This window comes from Synechocystis sp. IPPAS B-1465 (genome assembly GCF_003015225.1).
Taxonomy (GTDB): domain Bacteria; phylum Cyanobacteriota; class Cyanobacteriia; order Cyanobacteriales; family Microcystaceae; genus Synechocystis.
In genome coordinates this window covers 3,166,504-3,187,180 of record NZ_CP028094.1, presented here as the reverse complement: position 1 = coordinate 3,187,180, position 20,677 = coordinate 3,166,504, and the positions used below count along the sequence as shown (strand labels likewise).

The 20,677-nt window shown below is 49.4% G+C and carries 16 protein-coding genes; 5 read left to right on the top strand and 11 right to left on the bottom strand.

What is annotated here, in order from left to right; genetic code table 11:
* Window positions 1–89: 89 nt before the first annotated feature.
* The 4 genes from C7I86_RS14910 to bchM form a co-directional block, all read right to left on the bottom strand.
* Complete coding sequence (locus C7I86_RS14910; protein WP_010874039.1) at window positions 90–1,607, bottom strand: UDP-N-acetylmuramoyl-L-alanyl-D-glutamate--2,6-diaminopimelate ligase; 1,518 nt, start codon at window positions 1,605–1,607, stop codon at window positions 90–92.
* A gap of 161 nt (window positions 1,608–1,768) precedes the next feature.
* Window positions 1,769–2,467, bottom strand: coding sequence for a 7-cyano-7-deazaguanine synthase QueC (gene queC / locus C7I86_RS14905; protein WP_014407153.1), 699 nt, complete (start codon window positions 2,465–2,467; stop codon window positions 1,769–1,771).
* A gap of 76 nt (window positions 2,468–2,543) precedes the next feature.
* Window positions 2,544–3,326, bottom strand: a complete 783-nt coding sequence (gene panB, locus C7I86_RS14900) for a 3-methyl-2-oxobutanoate hydroxymethyltransferase (protein ID WP_010874037.1) — start codon at window positions 3,324–3,326, stop codon at window positions 2,544–2,546.
* 6 nt (window positions 3,327–3,332) lie between these two features.
* Window positions 3,333–4,025, bottom strand: a complete 693-nt coding sequence (bchM, locus tag C7I86_RS14895) for a magnesium protoporphyrin IX methyltransferase (RefSeq protein WP_010874036.1) — start codon at window positions 4,023–4,025, stop codon at window positions 3,333–3,335.
* 301 nt (window positions 4,026–4,326) lie between these two features.
* Between bchM and C7I86_RS14890 the strand changes: the two genes are divergently transcribed.
* The 4 genes from C7I86_RS14890 (at window position 4,327) to C7I86_RS14875 (ending at window position 9,797) form a co-directional block, all read left to right on the top strand.
* On the top strand, window positions 4,327–4,632 hold the full coding sequence (locus C7I86_RS14890) for an RNA-binding protein (protein ID WP_010874035.1): 306 nt from the start codon (window positions 4,327–4,329) through the stop codon (window positions 4,630–4,632).
* Window positions 4,633–4,925: 293 nt separating this feature from the next.
* A complete protein-coding gene (locus C7I86_RS14885) occupies window positions 4,926–5,960 on the top strand; it encodes a hypothetical protein (RefSeq protein ID WP_223211303.1) in 1,035 nt (344 codons plus the stop codon).
* 244 nt (window positions 5,961–6,204) lie between these two features.
* Window positions 6,205–8,109 (top strand): NAD(P)H-quinone oxidoreductase subunit F, encoded by a 1,905-nt coding sequence (locus C7I86_RS14880; protein ID WP_010874033.1) that lies wholly within the window; start codon window positions 6,205–6,207, stop codon window positions 8,107–8,109.
* A 164-nt stretch (window positions 8,110–8,273) separates the two neighbouring features.
* Window positions 8,274–9,797, top strand: a complete 1,524-nt coding sequence (locus C7I86_RS14875) for an NADH-quinone oxidoreductase subunit M (RefSeq protein ID WP_010874032.1) — start codon at window positions 8,274–8,276, stop codon at window positions 9,795–9,797.
* A 283-nt stretch (window positions 9,798–10,080) separates the two neighbouring features.
* Here C7I86_RS14875 and C7I86_RS14870 read toward each other — a convergent pair whose 3' ends face one another.
* From C7I86_RS14870 to C7I86_RS14850, 5 genes are all read right to left on the bottom strand, one after another.
* On the bottom strand, window positions 10,081–10,929 hold the full coding sequence (locus C7I86_RS14870; RefSeq protein ID WP_010874031.1) for a nitrate ABC transporter ATP-binding protein: 849 nt from the start codon (window positions 10,927–10,929) through the stop codon (window positions 10,081–10,083).
* Window positions 10,930–11,001: 72 nt separating this feature from the next.
* Window positions 11,002–13,005 carry a nitrate ABC transporter ATP-binding protein gene (locus tag C7I86_RS14865; protein ID WP_010874030.1) on the bottom strand — a complete coding sequence of 668 codons (2,004 nt, stop codon included), beginning with the start codon at window positions 13,003–13,005 and terminating at the stop codon, window positions 11,002–11,004.
* 176 nt (window positions 13,006–13,181) lie between these two features.
* Window positions 13,182–14,912 (bottom strand): iron uptake porin, encoded by a 1,731-nt coding sequence (locus tag C7I86_RS14860; RefSeq protein WP_010874029.1) that lies wholly within the window; start codon window positions 14,910–14,912, stop codon window positions 13,182–13,184.
* A 110-nt stretch (window positions 14,913–15,022) separates the two neighbouring features.
* Complete coding sequence (gene ntrB / locus C7I86_RS14855; protein WP_010874028.1) at window positions 15,023–15,865, bottom strand: nitrate ABC transporter permease; 843 nt, start codon at window positions 15,863–15,865, stop codon at window positions 15,023–15,025.
* A 62-nt stretch (window positions 15,866–15,927) separates the two neighbouring features.
* The gene (locus tag C7I86_RS14850; protein WP_010874027.1) at window positions 15,928–17,286 is read right to left on the bottom strand and encodes a CmpA/NrtA family ABC transporter substrate-binding protein; all 1,359 of its coding nucleotides are present in this window, start codon (window positions 17,284–17,286) and stop codon (window positions 15,928–15,930) included.
* A 252-nt stretch (window positions 17,287–17,538) separates the two neighbouring features.
* Between C7I86_RS14850 and cmpR the strand changes: the two genes are divergently transcribed.
* Window positions 17,539–18,453, top strand: a complete 915-nt coding sequence (gene cmpR / locus C7I86_RS14845; RefSeq protein ID WP_010874026.1) for an HTH-type transcriptional activator CmpR — start codon at window positions 17,539–17,541, stop codon at window positions 18,451–18,453.
* A 206-nt stretch (window positions 18,454–18,659) separates the two neighbouring features.
* On the opposite strand, the gene C7I86_RS14840 is transcribed toward cmpR, so the two are convergent.
* Both C7I86_RS14840 and ebsA read right to left on the bottom strand, forming a co-directional pair.
* On the bottom strand, window positions 18,660–19,733 hold the full coding sequence (locus C7I86_RS14840; RefSeq protein WP_010874025.1) for a phosphotransacetylase family protein: 1,074 nt from the start codon (window positions 19,731–19,733) through the stop codon (window positions 18,660–18,662).
* Between the two features lie 158 nt (window positions 19,734–19,891).
* The gene (gene ebsA / locus C7I86_RS14835; RefSeq protein ID WP_010874024.1) at window positions 19,892–20,290 is read right to left on the bottom strand and encodes a type IV pilus biogenesis protein EbsA; all 399 of its coding nucleotides are present in this window, start codon (window positions 20,288–20,290) and stop codon (window positions 19,892–19,894) included.
* Between the last annotated feature and the right edge of the window lie 387 nt (window positions 20,291–20,677).

Sequence of the window (20,677 nt, the reverse complement as noted above, 5' to 3'; positions counted from 1 at the left end):
TGAGGACTATGTAAAAGTCTCCAGCCATTGTGGTCACTTTTTGCGGAGCAAACTGAAACCTGGCCAATAGGTTCTTAGGGGTTGCAATGCTAGCTGTAGCGTAAAATCAACGCTTCCCTGGCCTGTTCCCGGTCATCGAAGTGGATTTTTTCCGTGCCAAGAATCTGGTAGTCTTCGTGGCCTTTGCCGGCAATTAACACCCCGTCCCCCGGTTTTGCTTCCCGGATCGCCTTATGGATAGCGGTGGCCCGATCGCCAATGATCCAGGGTTCGATGTCTAGACTGATGCCTTGCACTACGTCGGCCAAAATTTGTTCGGGGTCTTCGGTACGGGGATTGTCGGAGGTAACCACCGCTAGGTCGGCCAGCTGAGCCGCAATATTGCCCATTAAAGGCCGTTTGGTACGATCCCGATCGCCACCACAACCAAATATACAAATCAAGCGGCCGGGGATAAAGGGGCGGGCGGCCTTGAGGGCATTTTCCAAACTGTCCGGGGTGTGGGCATAGTCCACCATCACAGAAATGTCTTGATCCGGGCGGATTTGTACCTGCTCCATGCGCCCCGGTACCCCAGGAAAATCGAGTAAATCCTTCACCATGGCGGCTGGATCTAGCCCAAGGTGCAGGCCACTGGCGATCGCCGCTAGCACATTGGCCAAGTTAAATTGCCCTACTAAGGGGGACAGGAAAGGAAATTCCCCCTGGGGAGTAACAAACGTGCCCTTAACCCCGGTGGGTTGATAGTCCAAATCCTTGGTGTAAAAGTCCGCAGTGCTATCGTTGACGCTGTAGGTGTAAACCTGATCCAACGGTAGGCGATCGATTAACCTTTGGCCGTAGGGATCATCTTGGTTGATCACCGCCCGACCTTGGAGATATGACTCCTTAAACAACAAAGCCTTGGCAGCAAAATAATTTTCCATGGTGCCGTGGAAGTCCAAATGATCCTGGGTGAGGTTGGTGAACACAGCGCAGGCAAAGCCACATTGCAAAACCCTGCCCTGGGCCAAGGCATGGGAACTAACTTCCATCACGGCGTATTGATTGCCCGCCTGGAGAGCTTCGGCCAATTGTTTCTGTAAATCCGTCGCAAAGGGGGTGGTGTGGGTGGCGGTCTTTTGGTAACCAGGCCAACGGGTGTAGAGGGTTCCCAGCAAAGCACTGGACCGTTGCTGTTGATTGAGGAAATATTCAATCAAATGGCTGGTGGTCGTTTTGCCATTGGTGCCCGTTACTCCCACCAGTTGCAACGTTTGGGCAGGATGTTGGTAAAAGGCCGCCGCAAGGCCGGCACACACCGGCACTAAATCCGGCACCGCAATGACGCATTCTCCATTTTGGGGCGGAAATTTTTGCAACGCCTTCTCACTGACCACAGCGGCGATCGCCCCAGCTTCTAGGGCCCCGGACCAAAACTCCCCTCCGTCAACCCTGGTGCCCGGCATGCCAATGAATAAAGTGCCAGGGGGACAGGCATGGGAATTGGTAGATAAACCAGTCACTATTTTCCCTAGGGCAGGGCAACGATCCGATTCCTGGGCCAACCAAGGGGCGGCGGCCACCACCTCTGGAACCGATGCCAATAACTGCCCTAACTTAACCATGGTTGTTTTTCCCCAATCAAATCTGCCGTCAATGAAGGTCAATATACCCGAGATGTTCCAACGGAGGTTAGCTCCTGGTGTACTGGTTGCAAAGCTTCCTGGCTGACCTTGATTAATGCGAACGGGAATTACCTTTTCTCCGTCCAGCAAGAAGGGGGAGTTCAGTCAACTTTTTCCCTCCAAAGACGGCCCTTGGCACTGGCCAGTTCTGGATGCCCTGCCTCAATTAAAGCCTGATCCCGCAAACGGCAGGAGTCACAGCGACCACAGGGTTCTTCCCCCCCGGCGTAGCAAGACCAGGTTTGGGCAATGGGGACTCCCAATTCCAAAGCTTTATGGACAATGTCAACTTTGCTCAATTCAATCAGGGGAGCCAGCAATTGAATGGGTCTTCCTTCTACCCCGACTTTGGAAGACAGGGCTGCTAATTGTTGATAGGTTGCTAAATATTCGGGGCGGCAATCAGGATAGCCGGAATAGTCGATGGCATTGATGCCCAAAAATACCGCTTCGGCTCCCTTTGCTTCAGCTAGGGATAAACCGAGGGCAATAAATACGGTGTTACGCCCCGGCACATAGGTGGAAGGAATAATATCTGGTTCTACCCCTGTCTGGGGCAAGGTTTGTTGGCGATCGGTCAGGGAAGAGCCTCCCCACTGGGCCAGGTCTAGGTTGATGCTGAAATGTTCTGGGATCCCCAGAGCTTGGACGATGTCTGCCGCCGCTCGCAATTCCCGGTCATGGCGTTGACCGTAGTTAAAGGAAAGGGCAATAACTCGGTACCCTTCCCTTTTGGCGATCGCCGCTACGGTGGCGGAATCTAACCCTCCGGATAGTAAAACAACAGCAGTTTTGGTCATAGATTTTTCGGCAGTCAATCGGTTATGGTCATTGCTGGAGCCTGGGCAGCCTGTTGGCAAAGTTTTAGTTTGTTCCCTAACCCCGCCGGGGAAATTGTCTTTGTCGCACTTCTCCACTGAATTTATGCACTGTTTCCGTAATGGTATGTCGTAAATTCAGATAGGCCGGAGCAAAGGGCGGTTGTTTGACTGTCAAACCGAGTAAATCCGCCGTCACCAAAACCTGGCCGTCACACTGGGGCCCTGCCCCAATGCCAATGGTGGGAATGGGCAACTGCTCAGTGATACTAGCCGCTAGTTCGCTAGGAATATGTTCTAAAACAATGGCAAACACTCCCGCCTCTGCCAAGGCGATCGCCTGATGAAGAATTTTCTCCGCTGTGGCCGGGTCCTGGCCCTGTTGCCGATAACCCAACTGATGGACTGATTGGGGCGTTAAGCCCACATGACCCATCACCGGAATGCCCACCTCCGTTAGTCGAGCTACGGTTTCCACCATGCGGGGGTGACCCCCTTCTAATTTCACTGCCTGGGCACCGGTTTCCTGCAAAACCCTTCCCGCTGACCCCATGGCCTGGGCTGGACTTTCCTGATAGGTCAAAAAGGGCAGGTCACAGACCACCAAGGCTCTTTGTACTCCCCTTTTAACTGCCGCTGTGTGGTGAATCATGGTGTCCAAGCTCACCGGTAGGGTAGTTTCGTAGCCCAAAGCCACCATTCCGAGGGAATCCCCCACCAGAATAATTTCCACTCCCGCCGCATCCAACACCGAGGCGATCGCCGTATCCCAGGCAGTAAGGGCCACAATAGGCCGTTGTTGACGCTTCCAATCCAACAATTGGGTGGGGGTAATGGCCATGGGAACTTAAGAGCGCACCGCCTCTAAAATACGGGAATAGTAGAAACGGGTACTGGTCATGCCGGTACGGGCAATGGAAAAGCCGTTATCTCCCAAAATTTTGCGAATGTCTGCTTCTTTATGTTGATAGGCCCTGGTGGTCTTACTGGGACCGGGAAACAGTCCCCCAATTTTTTTCAACACCGTCAAGCCCAGGGTTTTGGGGGCAAAGCTCAAAATTAAACGGCGATCAGCCAGGGAAGCCAAGTGGCTAATCATCGCTGACGCCTCCTCCGTTGGATAGTGAATCAACACATCCAGACAAATAACTGTGTCATATTTACCCCCCAACTGGGCTAAATCCTGGGTCATAAACGTGGGCTGATTGCCATAGGCCAAAACTTCCTGGGCCTTTTGTTGGGCTTCCCCCACCATTTTTTCGGAAATATCACTGCCATAGACCAATGCCCCCGCTTGGGCCAGGGGAATGCTCAAACTACCTACCCCACATCCCGCATCACAGACTAACAAGCCAGGTAAATTTCCGTCCGCCACTAACCAGGCCACCACCGAGTCAACGGTTTGTTGATGCCCCACCCGGATGTCTTTTTGCACGAAATTGACTTGGCCGTCACCATAGATCCGGCGCCAACGGTCAAAGCCGGTGGAATTAAAATAGTCACGAACGATGGTTTTATCGTCTAGGGCGGCGTTGGTCATGGAAAGCTAAGCTCGAAAATTTGAGTTAGGTAAAGGTTGGTATAAGCTATAGGCACGAGCCGTCTAAGCAATGGTACCATTCTTTTCTGGTTACTCTGGGGGAGGAACTTTCGTGGTTCCATATCAGGAATTCAAGACCTAATATCCCCAGCCGAGGGGAGAACGTGTTACTATGCCCCCATAGAGTAATGATCGGTTGGTAGCATTTGTTTCTAGTATTAACGGTTTTTCGCGTTTTTCCATTGACAGGCATTTCTCCGAAATCACCCTCTACATATCCCTCAGTTTTTGGAGAAAATCCATGTCAATTTATGTAGGCAACCTGTCCTATGACGTTTCAGAAGCCGATTTAACCGCGGTTTTTGCTGAATACGGTTCCGTAAAGCGGGTTCAGCTCCCCACCGACCGGGAAACTGGTCGCATGCGGGGCTTCGGTTTTGTCGAGCTAGAAGCTGACGCCGAAGAAACGGCTGCCATTGAAGCCCTAGACGGTGCAGAATGGATGGGTCGTGACCTTAAAGTTAACAAAGCCAAGCCCCGGGAAAATCGCAGTGGCGGTGGTTCCTTTGGTGGCGGTCGTAAAAGCTATGGTGGTAGCCGCTACTAGGGCTTAGTTTTTGTTCGCCGTCGTTCCACCAGTTTGATTCGGTTAGTGAAACTTTTTTGAGCTACCCGTATTTCTGGTGGGAAATCGGGCTAAATCCTGTTCTCATTGTTAGTTAAATTAGTTCAACCTAGGGGTTCTTGCCGTGTGGCCGGAACCCTTTAGTTTTTCTGGTGACAAGGGCATTTTTGCTTGGCTTTGTCATTTCTCCTCCCCTTGCCTTGGAGGTAATTGTCACTCATACTAATTCAGACACTGGATTCAGTGTTTACCGAGCGTCCAAGATTGTTAATACTATGCAACCCACCCCCCCGAAGCCGCCCAAAAAGACCCCCGAGACTGACCTTTTAGAAACCAATGTGGCCGCGGCAGATGATCTAATTCCCGAAGCCCCAGCTAACACTACCCTAGATACCACTGCCAAAAACTATTATCAGGCGATCGGTTGGTTGCGGGGGGTGGTAAAAAAAGGGGAAGAACGATATTACGTACAGATTCGGGATGCCAATTTTACCTTATATTTGCCTAGGCGAGCCATTGCGGTGGCGGCGGCGTTGGAAGGAAAGTTAGCCTGGATCAAGTGCTATCCCCAGTCCAAAGGAGAAGGGTTAAGCTTTAAAGTGGTCTGGATGGGCACAGAACAGCATGAGAAAAGCGATCCTGGTATTTTTGTTTTGCGGGGAGTGTGGCAATTTATTCCCCAATGTCGCCGGCCTGTTTTTAGTGTCTATCGCAATGAGCTGAAAAGCTATGAAAATCGCCCCAACAATCAGCATTTGCCCTTAATTTGGAGCGATCAACCCCCCTACCGTTTTCGCAAGGATTCGGAGGAGCGGCCGAAGTTTTATCAGATTTTGGCTCGCTTGATTCCCCAACGCAATTGTTTTGGTTTTGTGGAACAGATTGCCGAGCCGGTTGAACAAACCCCCCGTCGGGTTAAAAAGACTCCCTTTAACCCCGATAGTTCTGAGAAAAAGCCTGAGTATGGCCATAAGGGGGAGAAGCAAGAGAATGCCCTAGAGTCTCCAGAAAACCTAGATCTGGACCAGGGACAGACTGAGCCATTGCTGGCAGAGAAGCTTGATGGTCTTGATACTGACAACGGCGATCGCCAACTGTCTTCTGGGGCGACCTCTTTGACAGAAGAACCAAGCAATGGATCAACAGAAGCGGTAGTTGAATCGGAGCCATCCCTAGAGCCGGAATTACCAGTGGAGTCGAAAGCAAAAACAACGACTTCCACGGGTAAGACCAAAACTACGAAAACGCCCAAGGCCACCAAAACTACTAAGACTAAAACTAAGGGGAAAACACCTCCACCGGAGGCCTAGACATTGTTGCTCCTTGGGGTCTGGAAAAACCGCAATGGGGGTCAAAATGGGCCTCCCAATCAACTTTGGCAATCCACAAAGCCGGGGTTTACCTATAGAGTTAAACGGGGGTAATAAAACCTCCCCCAGACCGACAACGGCGATCGCCAAAGTCAGAATTGAGGCAGCGATAGCGTAAAATCTGATCACAAATTGCCTATTTTCTGCGAACCCTAGGCGAAAATTCCTCGCAATCCCAAGCTCAATGTCCGATTTTCTTTTACAAAGTAGTTGGTTTATTCCTTTTTATGGTCTGATTGGGTCGATCCTTAGCCTGCCTTGGTCATTTCGCCTGATTAAACAAACGGGCCCTAGACCGGCGGCCTACTTCAATGTTTTCATGACTTTGGTTTCTGCCATCCATGGCATGGTTGCCCTCTCAGCCATTTGGCAAACACCGAGTGAGCAAATTGTTTTCCATTGGCTCCAGGTGGCGGATTTAGACCTCACCTTGGCGGTGGAGATTTCCCCGGTTAGTTTGGGGGCCCTATCGGTGGTGACTGGCATCAGTTTTTTAGTCCAGATTTTTGGTCTGGGCTACATGGAGAAGGACTGGTCCTTAGCTCGGTTCTATGGACTACTGGGATTTTTCGAAGCGGCCCTGGGGGGCATTGCCCTGAGTGATTCCCTATTTTTAAGCTATGGCCTGTTGGAAATGCTAACCCTTTCCACCTATCTTTTGGTGGGTTTTTGGTATGCCCAGCCCCTGGTGGTTACCGCCGCCCGGGATGCTTTTTTAACCAAAAGGGTGGGGGATATTATTCTCCTCATGGGGGTAGTGGCCCTCTCTAGCTATGGTCAGGGTTTAACTTTTTCCCAGTTGGACAACTGGGCTAGTACGGTGCCAGTGACCGGCATCACCGCTACTTTGTTGGGACTATCTCTAATTGCTGGCCCCACCGGCAAATGCGCTCAATTTCCCCTCAATCTTTGGTTGGACGAAGCCATGGAGGGCCCGAATCCGGCGGGCATTATGCGTAATTCGGTGGTGGTGTCAGCCGGTGCCTATGTGTTGATTAAGTTACAGCCGGTGTTTACCCTCTCCCCGATCGCCTCCAAGACCTTGATTGTACTGGGGACATTGACGGTGGTGATGACGTCGTTGATTGCCATTGCCCAGATTGACATTAAGCGTACCCTTTCCCATTCGACCAGCGTTTACCTGGGATTGGTATTTATTGCGGTGGGTTTAGGGCAGGTAGACATTGCCTTTCTGTTGCTCTTCGCCCATGCGATCGCCAAAGCTTTGTTATTTATGAGCATTGGTTCGATTATTTTCACCACCAGCGGTCAAAATATCACTGAAATGGGGGGATTATGGAATCGTATGCCCGTGACCACAACTTCCTTTGTGGTGGGTTCTGCGGGATTGTTGGCGGTTTTTCCCCTAGGCATGTTTTGGACTTGGCAAAAATGGTTTAGTGGAGACTGGTTGGTAAGCTGGCCCCTATTGGCTTTATTGATCTTTGTTAACCTCTTTTCTGCCCTCAATTTAACCAGGGTGTTTCGTTTAGTATTTCTGGGTAAACCCCAGCCCAAAACCCGCCGGGCCCCGGAAGTACCCTGGCCCATGGCGGTGCCCATGGTGAGTTTGATCATTGTGACTCTGCTGGTGCCCATTGCCCCCTTGCAGTGGTCTTTTTGGTTATCAGCCACCTATCCCCTCGGTTTAACTTCCCCCGTTACCCAATGGGCCATGCCTCTCCTGATGGTGGCGGGAATTACAGGAATTTTGTTGGGTAGTCTTATGCCTTTACGACGGAATCTCTCTCGCTCAAGTCGACTGCCGGTGCGTTTCCTGCAGGATTTGTTCGCCTACGATGTTTATTTGGATAAAATTTATGGCGCTACGGTAGTGGCAGCGGTGGCGGCGATCGCCAAAATCAGCACTTGGTTTGATCGTTACGTCATCGACGGCATAGTCAACCTAGTCAGTTTGGTAACTATTTTCAGCGGCAGTGCCCTCAAATATAATGTCACCGGGCAGTCACAATTTTATCTGCTCACCATCTTGGTGGGGGTAGCCCTGCTGATCTGGTTTTCCCTCAGCGGTCAATGGATGGCGATCAGGCAGTTTTGGTCCAGTTGGTTGTCCCTAATTCTTCCTTAATTGAGGGAAGATCAAAACTAATTAATCTTGATTTAAAACTAACTTTTTCTGATTTGCTTGATGTTAACCTAATTTTTATCAAATTTTTTTAGCTTGATAGTATCTAATTAAATTTTTACCAAGCCAACTTAAATTTAACTAACTTTACATAAGTCTTAATTCCCATGCTCAGTGCTCTCATCTGGGGCCCCATTTTTGGAGCTATTCTCATTGCTATTATTCCGAACCCTGACCATGATTGTTACTCCCGCAAAATTGCCTTAGGCATTATGGTGGCCATGGCTGGGCTGAGCGTTTTATTAGCTGGGCAATTTAACATCAGTGATCCCCAGATGCAGTTTGTGGAATATTATCCCTGGTTGCCAAGTTTGGGTTTGAATTATCACCTAGGGGTTGATGGGCTATCTCTGCCCTTATTGTTGCTGAACAGTGCTTTGGTGGTAATTGCCATTTTTAGTACCAATACCGAGATAGAAAGACCGAGATTTTACTATGCCTTATTGTTGCTTCTCAGTGGTGGGGTAGCAGGGGCATTTTTAGCCCAAGATTTGCTCTTATTTTTCCTCTTTTTTGAGCTGGAAATTATTCCTCTTTATTTTCTCATTGCCATTTGGGGAGGACAACGGCGGGGTTATGCAGCTATGAAGTTTTTGCTTTACACTGCCCTGTCCGGTTTTCTGGTACTAGTGTCTTTCTTGGGTTGGTTCTGGTTGACCAAGGCGCCCAACTTTGACTACAATCCCAGCTTGGCCGATGCCCTTCCAGTAAAAACCCAAATGTTGCTCTTGTTGCCCCTACTGCTCGGTTTGGGCATTAAAATTCCCATTTTCCCCTTCCACACCTGGCTACCGGATGCCCACGTGGAAGCTTCCACTCCCGTTTCTGTCTTGTTGGCAGGGGTTTTACTTAAACTAGGCACCTATGGCTTACTGCGTTTTGGATTGGGGCTTTACCTGGAGGCCTGGGTGGAATTTGCCCCCTATTTAGCAACCCTAGCGGCTATTAGCGCCCTTTATGGTGCTTCCTGTGCGATCGCTCAAAAGGATATGAAAAAAGTGGTGGCCTATTCTTCCATTGCCCACATGGGTTATATTCTCTTGGCTGCTGCCGCCGCTACCCGCTTGAGTGTGACCGCCGCTTCGGCTCAGATGGTGAGCCATGGCATCATTTCTGCCCTGCTGTTTCTGTTGGTGGGGGTAGTGTATAAAAAAACCGGCAGTCGGGACGTGGATAAATTGCAAGGACTGTTAACTCCCGAACGGGGTTTACCCATCACCGGCAGTTTGATGATTCTCGGTGTCATGGCCAGCGCTGGCATTCCAGGCATGGTGGGCTTTATTGCTGAATTTTTGGTATTCCGGGGCAGTTTTCCGATTTTCCCTACCCAAACCCTCCTGTGCTTAATTGGTAGCGGTTTAACGGCAGTTTATTTCCTGTTAATGATTAATCGGGTTTTCTTTGGCCGTCTCACCATGGAACTGTCCCATTTACCTAAGGTGCGTTGGCAGGAACAAATTCCGGCGATCGCCTTGGCGGTGGTCATCATTGCTTTGGGCATTCAACCCCATTGGTTAACCCAGTGGAGTGAGCCCCAAACGGCGGTTTTGTTGACAGGGCACCCAGATTTAGTCAGTGTGCCAGCCCCGCCCCGCATCGAAATTGAAGTCAAGGAATTGGGGGAAGTGTAGGGCTCCAGCAAACCGAAGTGAGTTTAACCCACAATGATAGAAGAGCAATAATTCCCTGATCGCCAGAGCTTTTCCGTATATCATCCGCAAAAGTGTGTTACGCCGATTAGCATACCCTTAAATGAACTATATGTTCCCCATGTTCCCCCGGAAAGTTCTTGGATGTAGTACGAGCAACTATTCGTCTCAAGAACTACTCCTAGCGCACTGTTGGAATCAATTTCTCCCAAAAAGCAGGGAATTAGCCTAAACAATTTGGGAGTAGTATCTTGGCTATAACTTTCTAAGCCACGTCGTCATGGGCAAAGCGGTTATAGAGGAAGTCGAGGGCGTAGTTACGTAGCTGGTAATAGGTGGGGTCTTCCATAATCCTGTCCCGGTCCCGGGGGCGAGAAAAGGGTATGGTCATAATTTCGCCAATGTTGGCGTGGGGGCCATTGGTCATCATCACAAGGCGATCGGCCAGGAAGAGGGCTTCATCAATGTCGTGGGTGATCATCAACACGGTGCAGCGGTGGTCATTCCAGATTTGTAGTAACTCTTCCTGTAATTCCTCCTTGGTGATAGCATCCAAGGCTCCAAATGGTTCATCAAGGATTAGCACTTCTGGACGAATGGCCAGGGCCCGGGCAATGGAGACCCTTTGCTTCATGCCGCCAGAAATTTGCCCCGGTTTTTTATCCATGGAATCGGTTAGGCCCACCATGGCTAAATGGTCTTTGGCGATCGCCCGTTTTTCCGCTTCTGTTTTTTGGGAATGGACAGCATCTACGGCAATGTACACATTTTCCAGGGCAGTTAACCAAGGCAGTAGGGCATAGTTTTGGAATACCACCATGCGATCGGGGCCAGGCTCAGTGATGATTTTTCCTCCCACCTGCACAGAGCCGTCTGTGGGACTGGCAAAACCGGACACCATATTGAGCAGAGTTGATTTACCACAACCGGAGTGGCCAATGACGCAAATAAATTCCCCTTCGTTAACGGTGAGGTTGACATTTTCCAACACCGTGTAAGGACCCTTGGCGGTGGGGTACACCTTGGAAACGTTTTCGATGGTTAAAAAGGCAGTGGTTTTTTGATCCGATGGAGTTGCAGTAGGCATGGCGCGCTGGGATTTTAAGGTTTGCATATCGGTGAGCGGGAAATAGTTTCGGTTTGAGTTTTATCGGTTTGGTTCCAAAACCCTGTTAGGTAAGGGAATTTAGGCAAAAACTGGGGCTGGGGTGGGGTTATCAAGATGTACTTCAGCAATGGTGAAATTGCGATGAATGACAGTTTGATTCAGGTAGGCAATGGGGTCATCGGCGTTAAATACTTTCCCGTCAAAAAGGGCGATCGGTTGCCGCTGATAGTTCACGTCGTAGCCCAATTCCCGGGCGGCGGTACTAAATACCCCGACTCGACAAACCCGCTCTAAAATTTCCACCCAGTTGCGGGGAAAGGGAATATCTCCCCAGCGGGCCATTTGGGTCATCATCCAAAGATGTTCGGTACGACTGGGACGGTTAAATTGATCGCCAAAGAAAAGATGGTGGGAATATTCCACGGGATTGCCTAGGCGGCAGGTGCGGCCTTCGGGATCACCCAGGTGAATATAGTCAATGTTGGTGCTGAGGTATTGACGGGTGGCCAACAGTTCCCGAATTTCCATTTCGTGGTTGGGGTCAGCGCAGTAGGCACAGGCTTCCAACAGAGCTTTCACCAAGGCCACATGAGTATTGGGATGGGCGATCGCCCAATCTTCCCGCACTCCTAAAACTTTACCGGGGTGATTTTGCCAAATTTCCAAATCGGTGGCAATGCTAAACCCAGCCCCTTCCATGGAAGCCCGTAAATTCCAGGGTTCGCTGACACAATAGCCGTCAATGGTGCCTGCCTTCAGATCGGCTACCATCTGGGCCGGGGGAATGGTTTTCAGATGCACATCCCGGTCTGGGTTGATGTTGTGGGCCGCCAGCCAATAGCGCAACAGGAGGTTATGCATGGAGGAAGGGTGGACCATGCCCAGGGTGTGGCGATCGCCGTCCGAGGCCAATAGAAGCTGGCGAAAATCCTCGGCGGTGTAAATGCCTTGGTCGTAGAGTTTTTTACTGAGGGTAATGGCGTTGCCGTTGCGGGTCATGGTCAAAGCGCTGACCACGGGAATGGATTGTTCCCGATAACCCCCTGCGGTTAGCCAAGTGGGCATCCCCGCTGGCATTTGAGCCCCATCTAGGTAACCCCCAGCGATGCCGTCCACAATGCCCCGCCAACTGGTTTCCCGCACCAAGCTCACTTCATCTAAGCCATGCTTGGCAAAAAAGCCTTTTTCCTGGGCCACCACCAGGGGCGCACAGGCCACCAGGGGCACATAGCCCAATTCCAGATTGACTTTTTCTAGGCCATGTCTGGCGATCGCCGTGGTTTTTTTCGCCCGTAATTTTTTGATCCGTTTTTGTTGGTTGAGGAAGTAAATAATCTCGCTGCGGAGGCTGTAGTAACTAGGGTGTTCTACCACTTCCATGCGTTTACGGGGGCGGGGAATATCCACTTCCAAAATACCGCCAATGTTGGAACCGGGGCCATTGGTTAGCATCACAATCCGATCTGATAATAAAACCGCTTCATCCACGTCGTGGGTAACCATCACCGCTGTGACTTGATACTGTTCACAAATGCGCATTAATTGCTCTTGTAAATTGCCCCTGGTCAAAGCATCCAACGCGCCAAAGGGTTCATCCAGTAACAATAATTTTGGTCGAATGGCCAACGCCCTGGCGATCGCCACCCGTTGTTTCATTCCCCCGGATAATTCACCGGGCCGCTTATCCACTGCATGGCCTAGGCCCACTAAATTAATGTGTTCTTCAACAATGGCCTTGCGTTCCGCCGCCGATGCCCCCTTCATCACCTCATCCACAGCGAGGGCAATATTTTGCTTCACCGTTAACCAAGGCAGTAGGGAGTAATTTTGGAAAATCACCATTTTGTCCGGGCCGGGCTGCTTGATCCGCTGACCTTCCAGGGTAACAATGCCTTCACTTGGTAAATCTAACCCCGCAATCATATTTAGCAAAGTTGACTTACCACAGCCGGAGTGGCCAATCAGGGAAACAAATTCCCCCTTTTTAATTTCCAAGTTAATCCCCTTGAGGGCGATGTATTCACCTCCATCGGTGAGGGAAAAAACCTTATCGATATTATCAACAGCAACAAAAAGACTCATGGTGGGTCAGAAGATTGATTAAATGGATAAGATACTAGGCCAATAATGCCTAAGAATGTGTTTGGAAAGTTTTATTCCGCCCTCTAAATCGACCTGCTAAAGCTCCAGAAATACTGGGGAACTTTCACTCGGTTTCCCCCCAAATTTGGGGGGGCAGGGGGGCTTTTAAACAGGCTCTAAAATGTGAACGTCGTCCGTAGGGCAAAGACCCCTGTTGTACTATTGTTAGAGTCGCCTTCCGGATTAAAAATTACAAACGCACCGGGAGTAATGCTGAGATTGTTGTTGATCTTGTAGTTATAAAACGCTTCGATTTGGTAGGGCGTGGCACGGTTGCTGATATTGGCGGGTGTTAAAGTTGCCCCATTACCGGCCCCAACCCTAGTGAGGGGTTGACCAAACATCAAACCGGCCGTATTACCTTCCACAAAGGCATCCGGGAAATAAAGCCCAGCCATCCAACTAGCAAGATCGGTAAAAGCCGAACCGCCATTGGCCTGATCCACCATGAAGTAAGCACCATAGCCGGTGAAGTAAATGCTGGAATTAATACGCCAAGTTAAGGTCGCCCCCACCGAATTAACGTTAACTGGGGTTGTCAACGGTAGGCCGCCTAGGGTTCCCGCCGCTGCCCCGGTTAGTCCCGTACCTAAAATATTGAGCTGGTGGTAGCTATAGGCATAGTTGAAACCAAGATCGAGATTTTCGGTGGGATAGAGGGTTAATTGGGTTGCCGCCACAAAACTGCCGTTGAATAAGCCCGCTCCGAGGGGAGTGCCGGGAAAGCCTTCATTTTGGGGAATAGCAGCGTTGACAGAGCCGTAAAGGGCGCGCCAATCGACCACATCGTTAGGCTTGTAAATGAAGCCGGCAGCCGAGGCTAAACCCGTTTCCGTTGTTCCCCCCGAGACCCGTAGTACCGGGTTAATGGCAAAAGCCCGGGAAAGAGTGCCCTGACCTTCACTGGCAAAGGGGACAATGGTGGGAAAAGCATCGGTGACTTCCGCTTTCGGTCCAACAAAAACGGTGAAATTATCTGCTACCGGTGTGACATAGAGCAATTTATACAGACATACGCTGTTATTGCCACAACTGGGTTGGAGATTTTGGGGATTAAAACCAGCAAACTGGGGTTCATAGTTAAAACTGGTCATGCCTTCACCCAAAATTGAGGCATCGTTGGGAAAAAGAGTTTCCGCCACACTTCCCGTGCCGGTAATGGGTTTTCCAGCAGTAAAGTTATAGGCCTGCAAACCCGTAATTAAGGCATCTTTACCGGTAAAGCTAGTGGTGAGGTTTAAGCGCACCCGATCGTTAAAAACTATCTGGGCATTATCCGAATCCGGTTCTCCCCCGGTGGCACCACTAATGGAAAAAATCACTTCCCCATTCAGTTTGGTGGTGGTGGAAAATTGATTGTCTTCCAGGTAGGCTGTACGGGTTTCCAGGTTATCAACCCTGGCCCCCAAAGCAGCCAGTTCTGCTTCAAATTCCCTTGCCAGCCGTTGGAGCTTGTCAATATCGGCCCGAATGACGGCCACATTTTCCTGTATTAACCGCTCCATCACGTTCATACAGGCATTGAGACCAGCGGCAAATTCCCAACGACTGAGGGCACGATCGCCGCGGAAAGTGCGATCGGGGTAACCCACAATGCAACCGTAACGCTCTACTAAACTTTTTAAGGCTTCATAGGCCCAATCCGTTGGTTGCACATCCCGCAACTCCGAAACCGATGTCACTTGGCCCATGGGCTGGTCCAGCAAGGTAGTCAGTTCCTGCACCGGAGTAATTACCATGGGATCGACATCCTCATACAGCATCTGAGCCCCAGCGGAACCAGGGAATGTGGTTAGGCTAGTAACGGTAGCAAATCCTGCGAGCCAAGTGAATCGATATTGTTTCATTGCGATGAATTCCTCTAATTTTGATCGTTTATGGTTAGCGGTGAAAAAAAGTCCGTGGTCTCCTTTTTTCTCCAAGGCAAATTGTTAACCTCCTGAGGTCGGTGAGTTTGTTATTGTCCTGGGGCAATTAACTTTTGGAGATAGGCAATGCCTCGGTCTAGGAGTAAACCCACCGCACCGATGTAAAACACTGCCAAGATAATTTCGCTGATGTAATTCTGTTGATAGGCATCCCAGATAAAAAAGCCGATGCCGACAATACCTGACATGACAATTTCTGCTGCAATAATTGCCAACCAAGCTAAACCAATGGCAATTCGTAAGCCGGTAAAAATATAGGGTAGTGCTGAGGGAATAAGAATTTTAAAGAAGAACTTTTGGGGAGACAAGCGTAACACTTTACGCACATTAATATAATCCTGCGGAATCTGTTTTACCCCTTCCGTTGTATTAATTAAAATCGGCCACACCGAGGTAATGAAAATAACGAAAATTGCCGCTGGTTGATTTTGCTGGAGAGCCACCAAAGCAATGGGAACCCATGCCAAGGGAGCGACCATCCGTAGAAATTGAAAAATTGGATCAAGAGCCTTATCTAGCAAGGGTTGAGTACCTACCAAAATCCCCGTGCTAATGCCAACAATGGCGGCGAGGGAATAACCTTGAGCAACCCGCCCTAAACTAGCGAGGGTTTGCCAAAATAACCCCTTATCCAAACCGCCCTGGTCGTAAAAGGGATACATCAACAGGGTGCGGGTACGGGGATCGGTCCACAAACTGCTGGGGGGGGGAAGTTTAATCAGACCTGCGCTGGAAATTAACTGCCACAACAATAAAAAGCCTAAGATTCCGAATATAGGGGGCAAAATGTCACCCCGACGCTTACGCCAAAACTTTTGTAGGGGATTGGCCCCCGCCGCCCGATTTTTCCTTTGGGAAATGGTAGTGGTCATTATTGTCTCCTTGATAGTAATGGATTAATCATCAACAATGAAATGGCTTAATTAATAGCTAGTTAGACTTTTTTGATTGCCAAACTTTGCAGATAAGCCGATGGATTAGCAGGGTCAAAGGTAATGCCATCAAAGAACGTTTCTACGCCCCGGGAAGTGCTGCTAGGAATGTCGGCAGTAAATCCAGCTTCCGTTGCTGCTTCTCGCCACAAATCTTCGCGATTAACTTTGTCAATAATTTTTTGAGCTGTATCTAAATCGGGGATGGCGTTTTTATGGAAACCCCAACGAATACTTTCTGTGAGGAACCATAAATCATGGCTCTTATAGGGGTAGGAAACATTGCCAATGCCGTCCTTCCAGTAGAGGGGACCTTTTTGGAAATCATCAATGGCAGGCTGACCATCTCCCATGGTGTATTGACCTTTAAAGGGAGACTCTAAAATGGTGGTGGGAACATTGAAATAATTTCTACCGGACACAATCTGTACAACTTCAGGACGATTTTTGGGGTCATCAATCCACTGTTGGGCTTCCATAATTCCCTTCAGTAATGCCTTGGTTGCCTTGGGATTTTTATCTACCCAATCCGCTCGAATGGCGAGGTACTCTTCCGGGTGATAGGGCCAAATTTGGGCAGTTAAACCGGCCATGTAGCCAATGTTTTCTGTCACGATGCGATAGGGCCAAGGATCTCCAGTGCTAAAAGCATCCATGGTACCGTTGCGCATGCCCTGGACTGTTTCAGCGGGAGGCACAGCCAGTAGGTCAATATCGGTGTCAGGATCAACGCCTCCGGCCGCAAACCAGTAACGAATCCAAAAATCTTGGTTAACGTTAGGGAAGGTGTGGGCTGCCTTAAATTTGCGGCCATTGGTTTTGTTAAAGCCCTTGATATAGTCCGCCGCTTTGGTGATATCCAGGTTTACCCCTTTGCCTTCATGCATTGGTGCTACGGCAATACCATTTCCCTGGGTAATCAATTGGGCCAATACATACATGGGCACCTTGTTGCCATTGGTAATGATCCCTTCCGTAATCAGGTGAGGCATGGGCATTTGCCATTGGCCGCCATCGATGCCGCCTCCCTGGGAACCAATGGTGACGTTATCTCTAGCGGAGGCCCAGTTGGCTTGTTTGGAGACTTCCACACCGGTCATGCCATATTTGGCAAAGAAACCTTTTTCTTGAGCAATGATCAATGGGGCAGCTTCCACAATGGGAATGTAGCCTAGTTTGATATTGGCGGTTTCGGGCATCATTTCTGGGCTAATATCCCCGGCCGCTTGGGGAGAAGGGTTAGTACCGGTGCTGGCGGCGTTGGGATCGGGGGGATTGCCGGCACAACCCTTCAGAAATAAAGCCCCTGTGGCAGTGGCGGCGGAGGTGAGCAAAAATTTACGTCGATTGAATGAACCCATAACTTTGATTGATTTTTTCTATGAAAAAAGGCAGACAGAAAAATTAAATAAGCGCCATGGATATCCCCGGTTTACGGAAGAGCACTGGGGCTCCTAGGCTAGGTAAACCAGGGGACGCTTTAAACTGCCTGCCCGAGGACAATGACTAATCCAAGGGGACTTGAATGATCTGATTATTAAGGAAAGCTAAAAATAGATAAATATCCAATTTTTTATGTAATTTATAGAAGTAGTCTATAAAATTAATCCACTATGAAAAATGCCACCCTCCACCAATTTGAGGTTTTTGCGGCGATCGCCAGGACGGGGAGTTTCACCAAGGCGGCGGAGGAATTGTTTCTGACCCAGCCCACGGTTTCCCAGCAGATGAAGCAACTCACCAAGGCGATCGGGGTGCCGCTTTATGAACAAATTGGCCGAAAAATCTATTTAACCGAAGCAGGACAAGCGGTTTTAGACGCTAGCAAAAACATTACCTCTTGCCTGGATCAATTGCAGGAAGTGATTGCTGACCTCCAGGGCTTAAAAAAAGGTAACCTGCGCCTAGCAACTATTACCACAGGCAAATATTTTGTGCCACGACTTTTGGGGGAATTTCGTCAACAATATCCAGGCATTTCCATCTCTCTACAAATTGGCAATCGTCAACAAATTTTGGAGCGTTTGGCGAATAATTTAGACGATTTATACTTTTTGGGTAAACCGCCCTCAAATCTTGATATTAATATCCGCCACTTTTTAGAAAATCCCCTCGTGGTAATTGCGTCTCGCCAGCACCCATTAGTCAAGGAAAAGAAAATTTCTTTGGAAAGACTAGTCAATGAACCCTTGATTATGAGGGAATCAGGCTCTGGAACCAGAATGGCAGTGGAAGAATTTTTCAGCGAAAACCGCCTAAAAATGAATGTAGAGATGGAGATTAGTAGTAATGAAGCCATTAAACAGGCAGTTTATGGTGGGCTGGGAATCTCAATTTTATCGCTGTATTCTTTGGCATTGGAGGGAATCAATGGCCCCCTAGCGGTGCTAGACGTGGAAGGATTTCCCTTACAAAAACACTGGTATATTATTTATCAAAAATCGAAGCAATTATCCATTGTGGCCCAAACTTTTTTAGATTATTTGTTTGCCCATGATGAAGCAGTTTCCATTGCCCAAATTTTTTAAAAACCATCGTTGCCGAAAGCTCCGGCTGACAGAGATCAACGCTGCCCATTAGCCCATTGATAATCGGGAAACTTTGCCGACCACTACGCCTCAAAGATTGTTTTCAACGCCCCCCGGTTCTCCAAAGCTTGGGGGAAAATTGGAGAACAGCCCTTTATTGTGGGGAGATCTAGGGATGAACTAAAGATAATGGGAGATAAGTCAGGCTAACCCTTAGCCATGATTTCCTGAAAGGCTTGGAGATCAAAATGGGTGGCAATCAACTGTTGGATACATTGCACCTTGACTGGTTCTTGCAGGCGTACATTACCAAAGGCCTGATCAACAATTTCCACGGTGGTTAGGGTGTCTTGGTCCACAGAGAGGATGGGAATTTCTAAATCCTGGGCTCGGCTGATAATCAGGGGTTGAGGTCCGGCGTGGCCAGTCAAAATTAAGCAACTGGTGGAGGTTTCTAGGGCAGCTAGTTGTAAATCGGTACGATCGCCGCCGGTGACCACAGCTTTATTTTCCCCTTGACGGAAATATTCCAGGGCAGAGTTAACGTTCATAGCCCCAATGGTGAGACTCTCCACCATCAAATCCAGATGCTCTTCACTACAGAGGACTTTGGCATTTAGTTGATGGGCTAGTTCCCGCACACTAACGCTTCTGAGCAAACGGTCTTCCGCCAACAGACCAAGCACCGCAATACCATGGCTTTCCAAAAAAGGCTTGACCAAATCTTTGGTCTCCGGCAAGGCCTCCAGGGGAATGTCATTGATCACCACCCCTTTGAGGCTATCCCCCAGGGTTTGTCGAGCTTTGAGGAGGCCATCCACCACCAAGGGGGAATGGTAGCGACCCACCAACAGCACTGCAGCGTTAATTTTGGCCGCTAATTCAGAAAAGGAAAGCCCGAATAAACTACCTTCCCAGAGATTGCCTGGACCTTCCAACAAAACTAAATCCGCCGTTAGACCTTGGATGGATGCCTCTAGGGCTTCGGCATAATTAGTTTGATCCTGGCCTTGGAGGCGTCGGGTAATGGTCTTTTCGTCCAAAAATACCAGGGGTTTACGCACCTGGGCTGGTGCCAACTCCAAACTCTGGCTAATAAATTCAATGTCTGCTTCTTCCAGGGCTGCCGCCGCCTTATTCATGGCCGTACCAATGGGCTTGCCGTAGGCGATCGCCATGCCCTGTTGTTGCAAAAGCCGGGCCAAACCGAGAATAATCCCCGATTTGCCGCTGTAGGGCTCCAAAGACCCGACTAATAAACATTGGGGTGAATTGGCCACTGGAACGCTCCTGACTAGATGGACTAGGTAAAAAAATTTGACTGCTGGGCTATTTTGATTAATTTAGCGACGGCATTGGTGAAAAACTGGCTTGATAGATACCCCTGCATGACCAAAGCTCAGTTTCCTCTGATTAATGATAGGCACTCTGGGACGAGCTAAAGGGTAGAAACATCGTCTAACCGCAAAAGCTTACGGTAAAAATTTTGCGGAAAGTCAATATTCTTACTCTCCTCGTATCCCGCAATTAGATCAATCAAATAGTCCATAAACTCTGAATTGAGCACAGTCATTTCATAACTCAAATCCGCCTGCCCATCGAATTGCATCCGGCAGCGAGTCAGTTCCGAGGGTAAACGGGACACAAACCAAGTGGCCACAAAGGAAAGATTTTCCCCCCCCTCAATGCGCCGGGCCCCTTCCACTTGCCCCAATTGGTAAAGAGCAAGGGCCAACGGCAACAACTTTTGTTTATTTTTATCCGGGTAGTAAGGTTGGTAAACGATTACCTCCCTTTTATCGGCGGGCTGGAGCTGGCTAATGGCAGTGCTAGACATGGGCAAAATGGCAAAACTAAGGACAGGGTGGACTTCTCTGTGCTCCCATGGAAAAACCGTGGCATAACCCAGTTTCCTAGGGCGGTTCCGGTTGTTACAGCAATGGCCAAATCAAATTAGACTCACTCAAGTTTGAGGCGTGGAAAAAATTTCCCGCAAGCAACTTTACCCAATGTCGGAACAAGAAGACTGTTTGTGCCGCCCCTGGGACTGTGGACGCTCCCCCTCCAAGCCAATCGGCAGGGACGGAGATTCCTGTCTCTACTCCTCTTAACTGGGTTTAGACTCCTGATGGGTTAACCCTAAGTCAGACCGAATCCACAGGCATTTTGTTTTTGCTTCCACTATCCGCCCGACAGCAGAAGGTTCTCGAACTTGGTTGTAGGA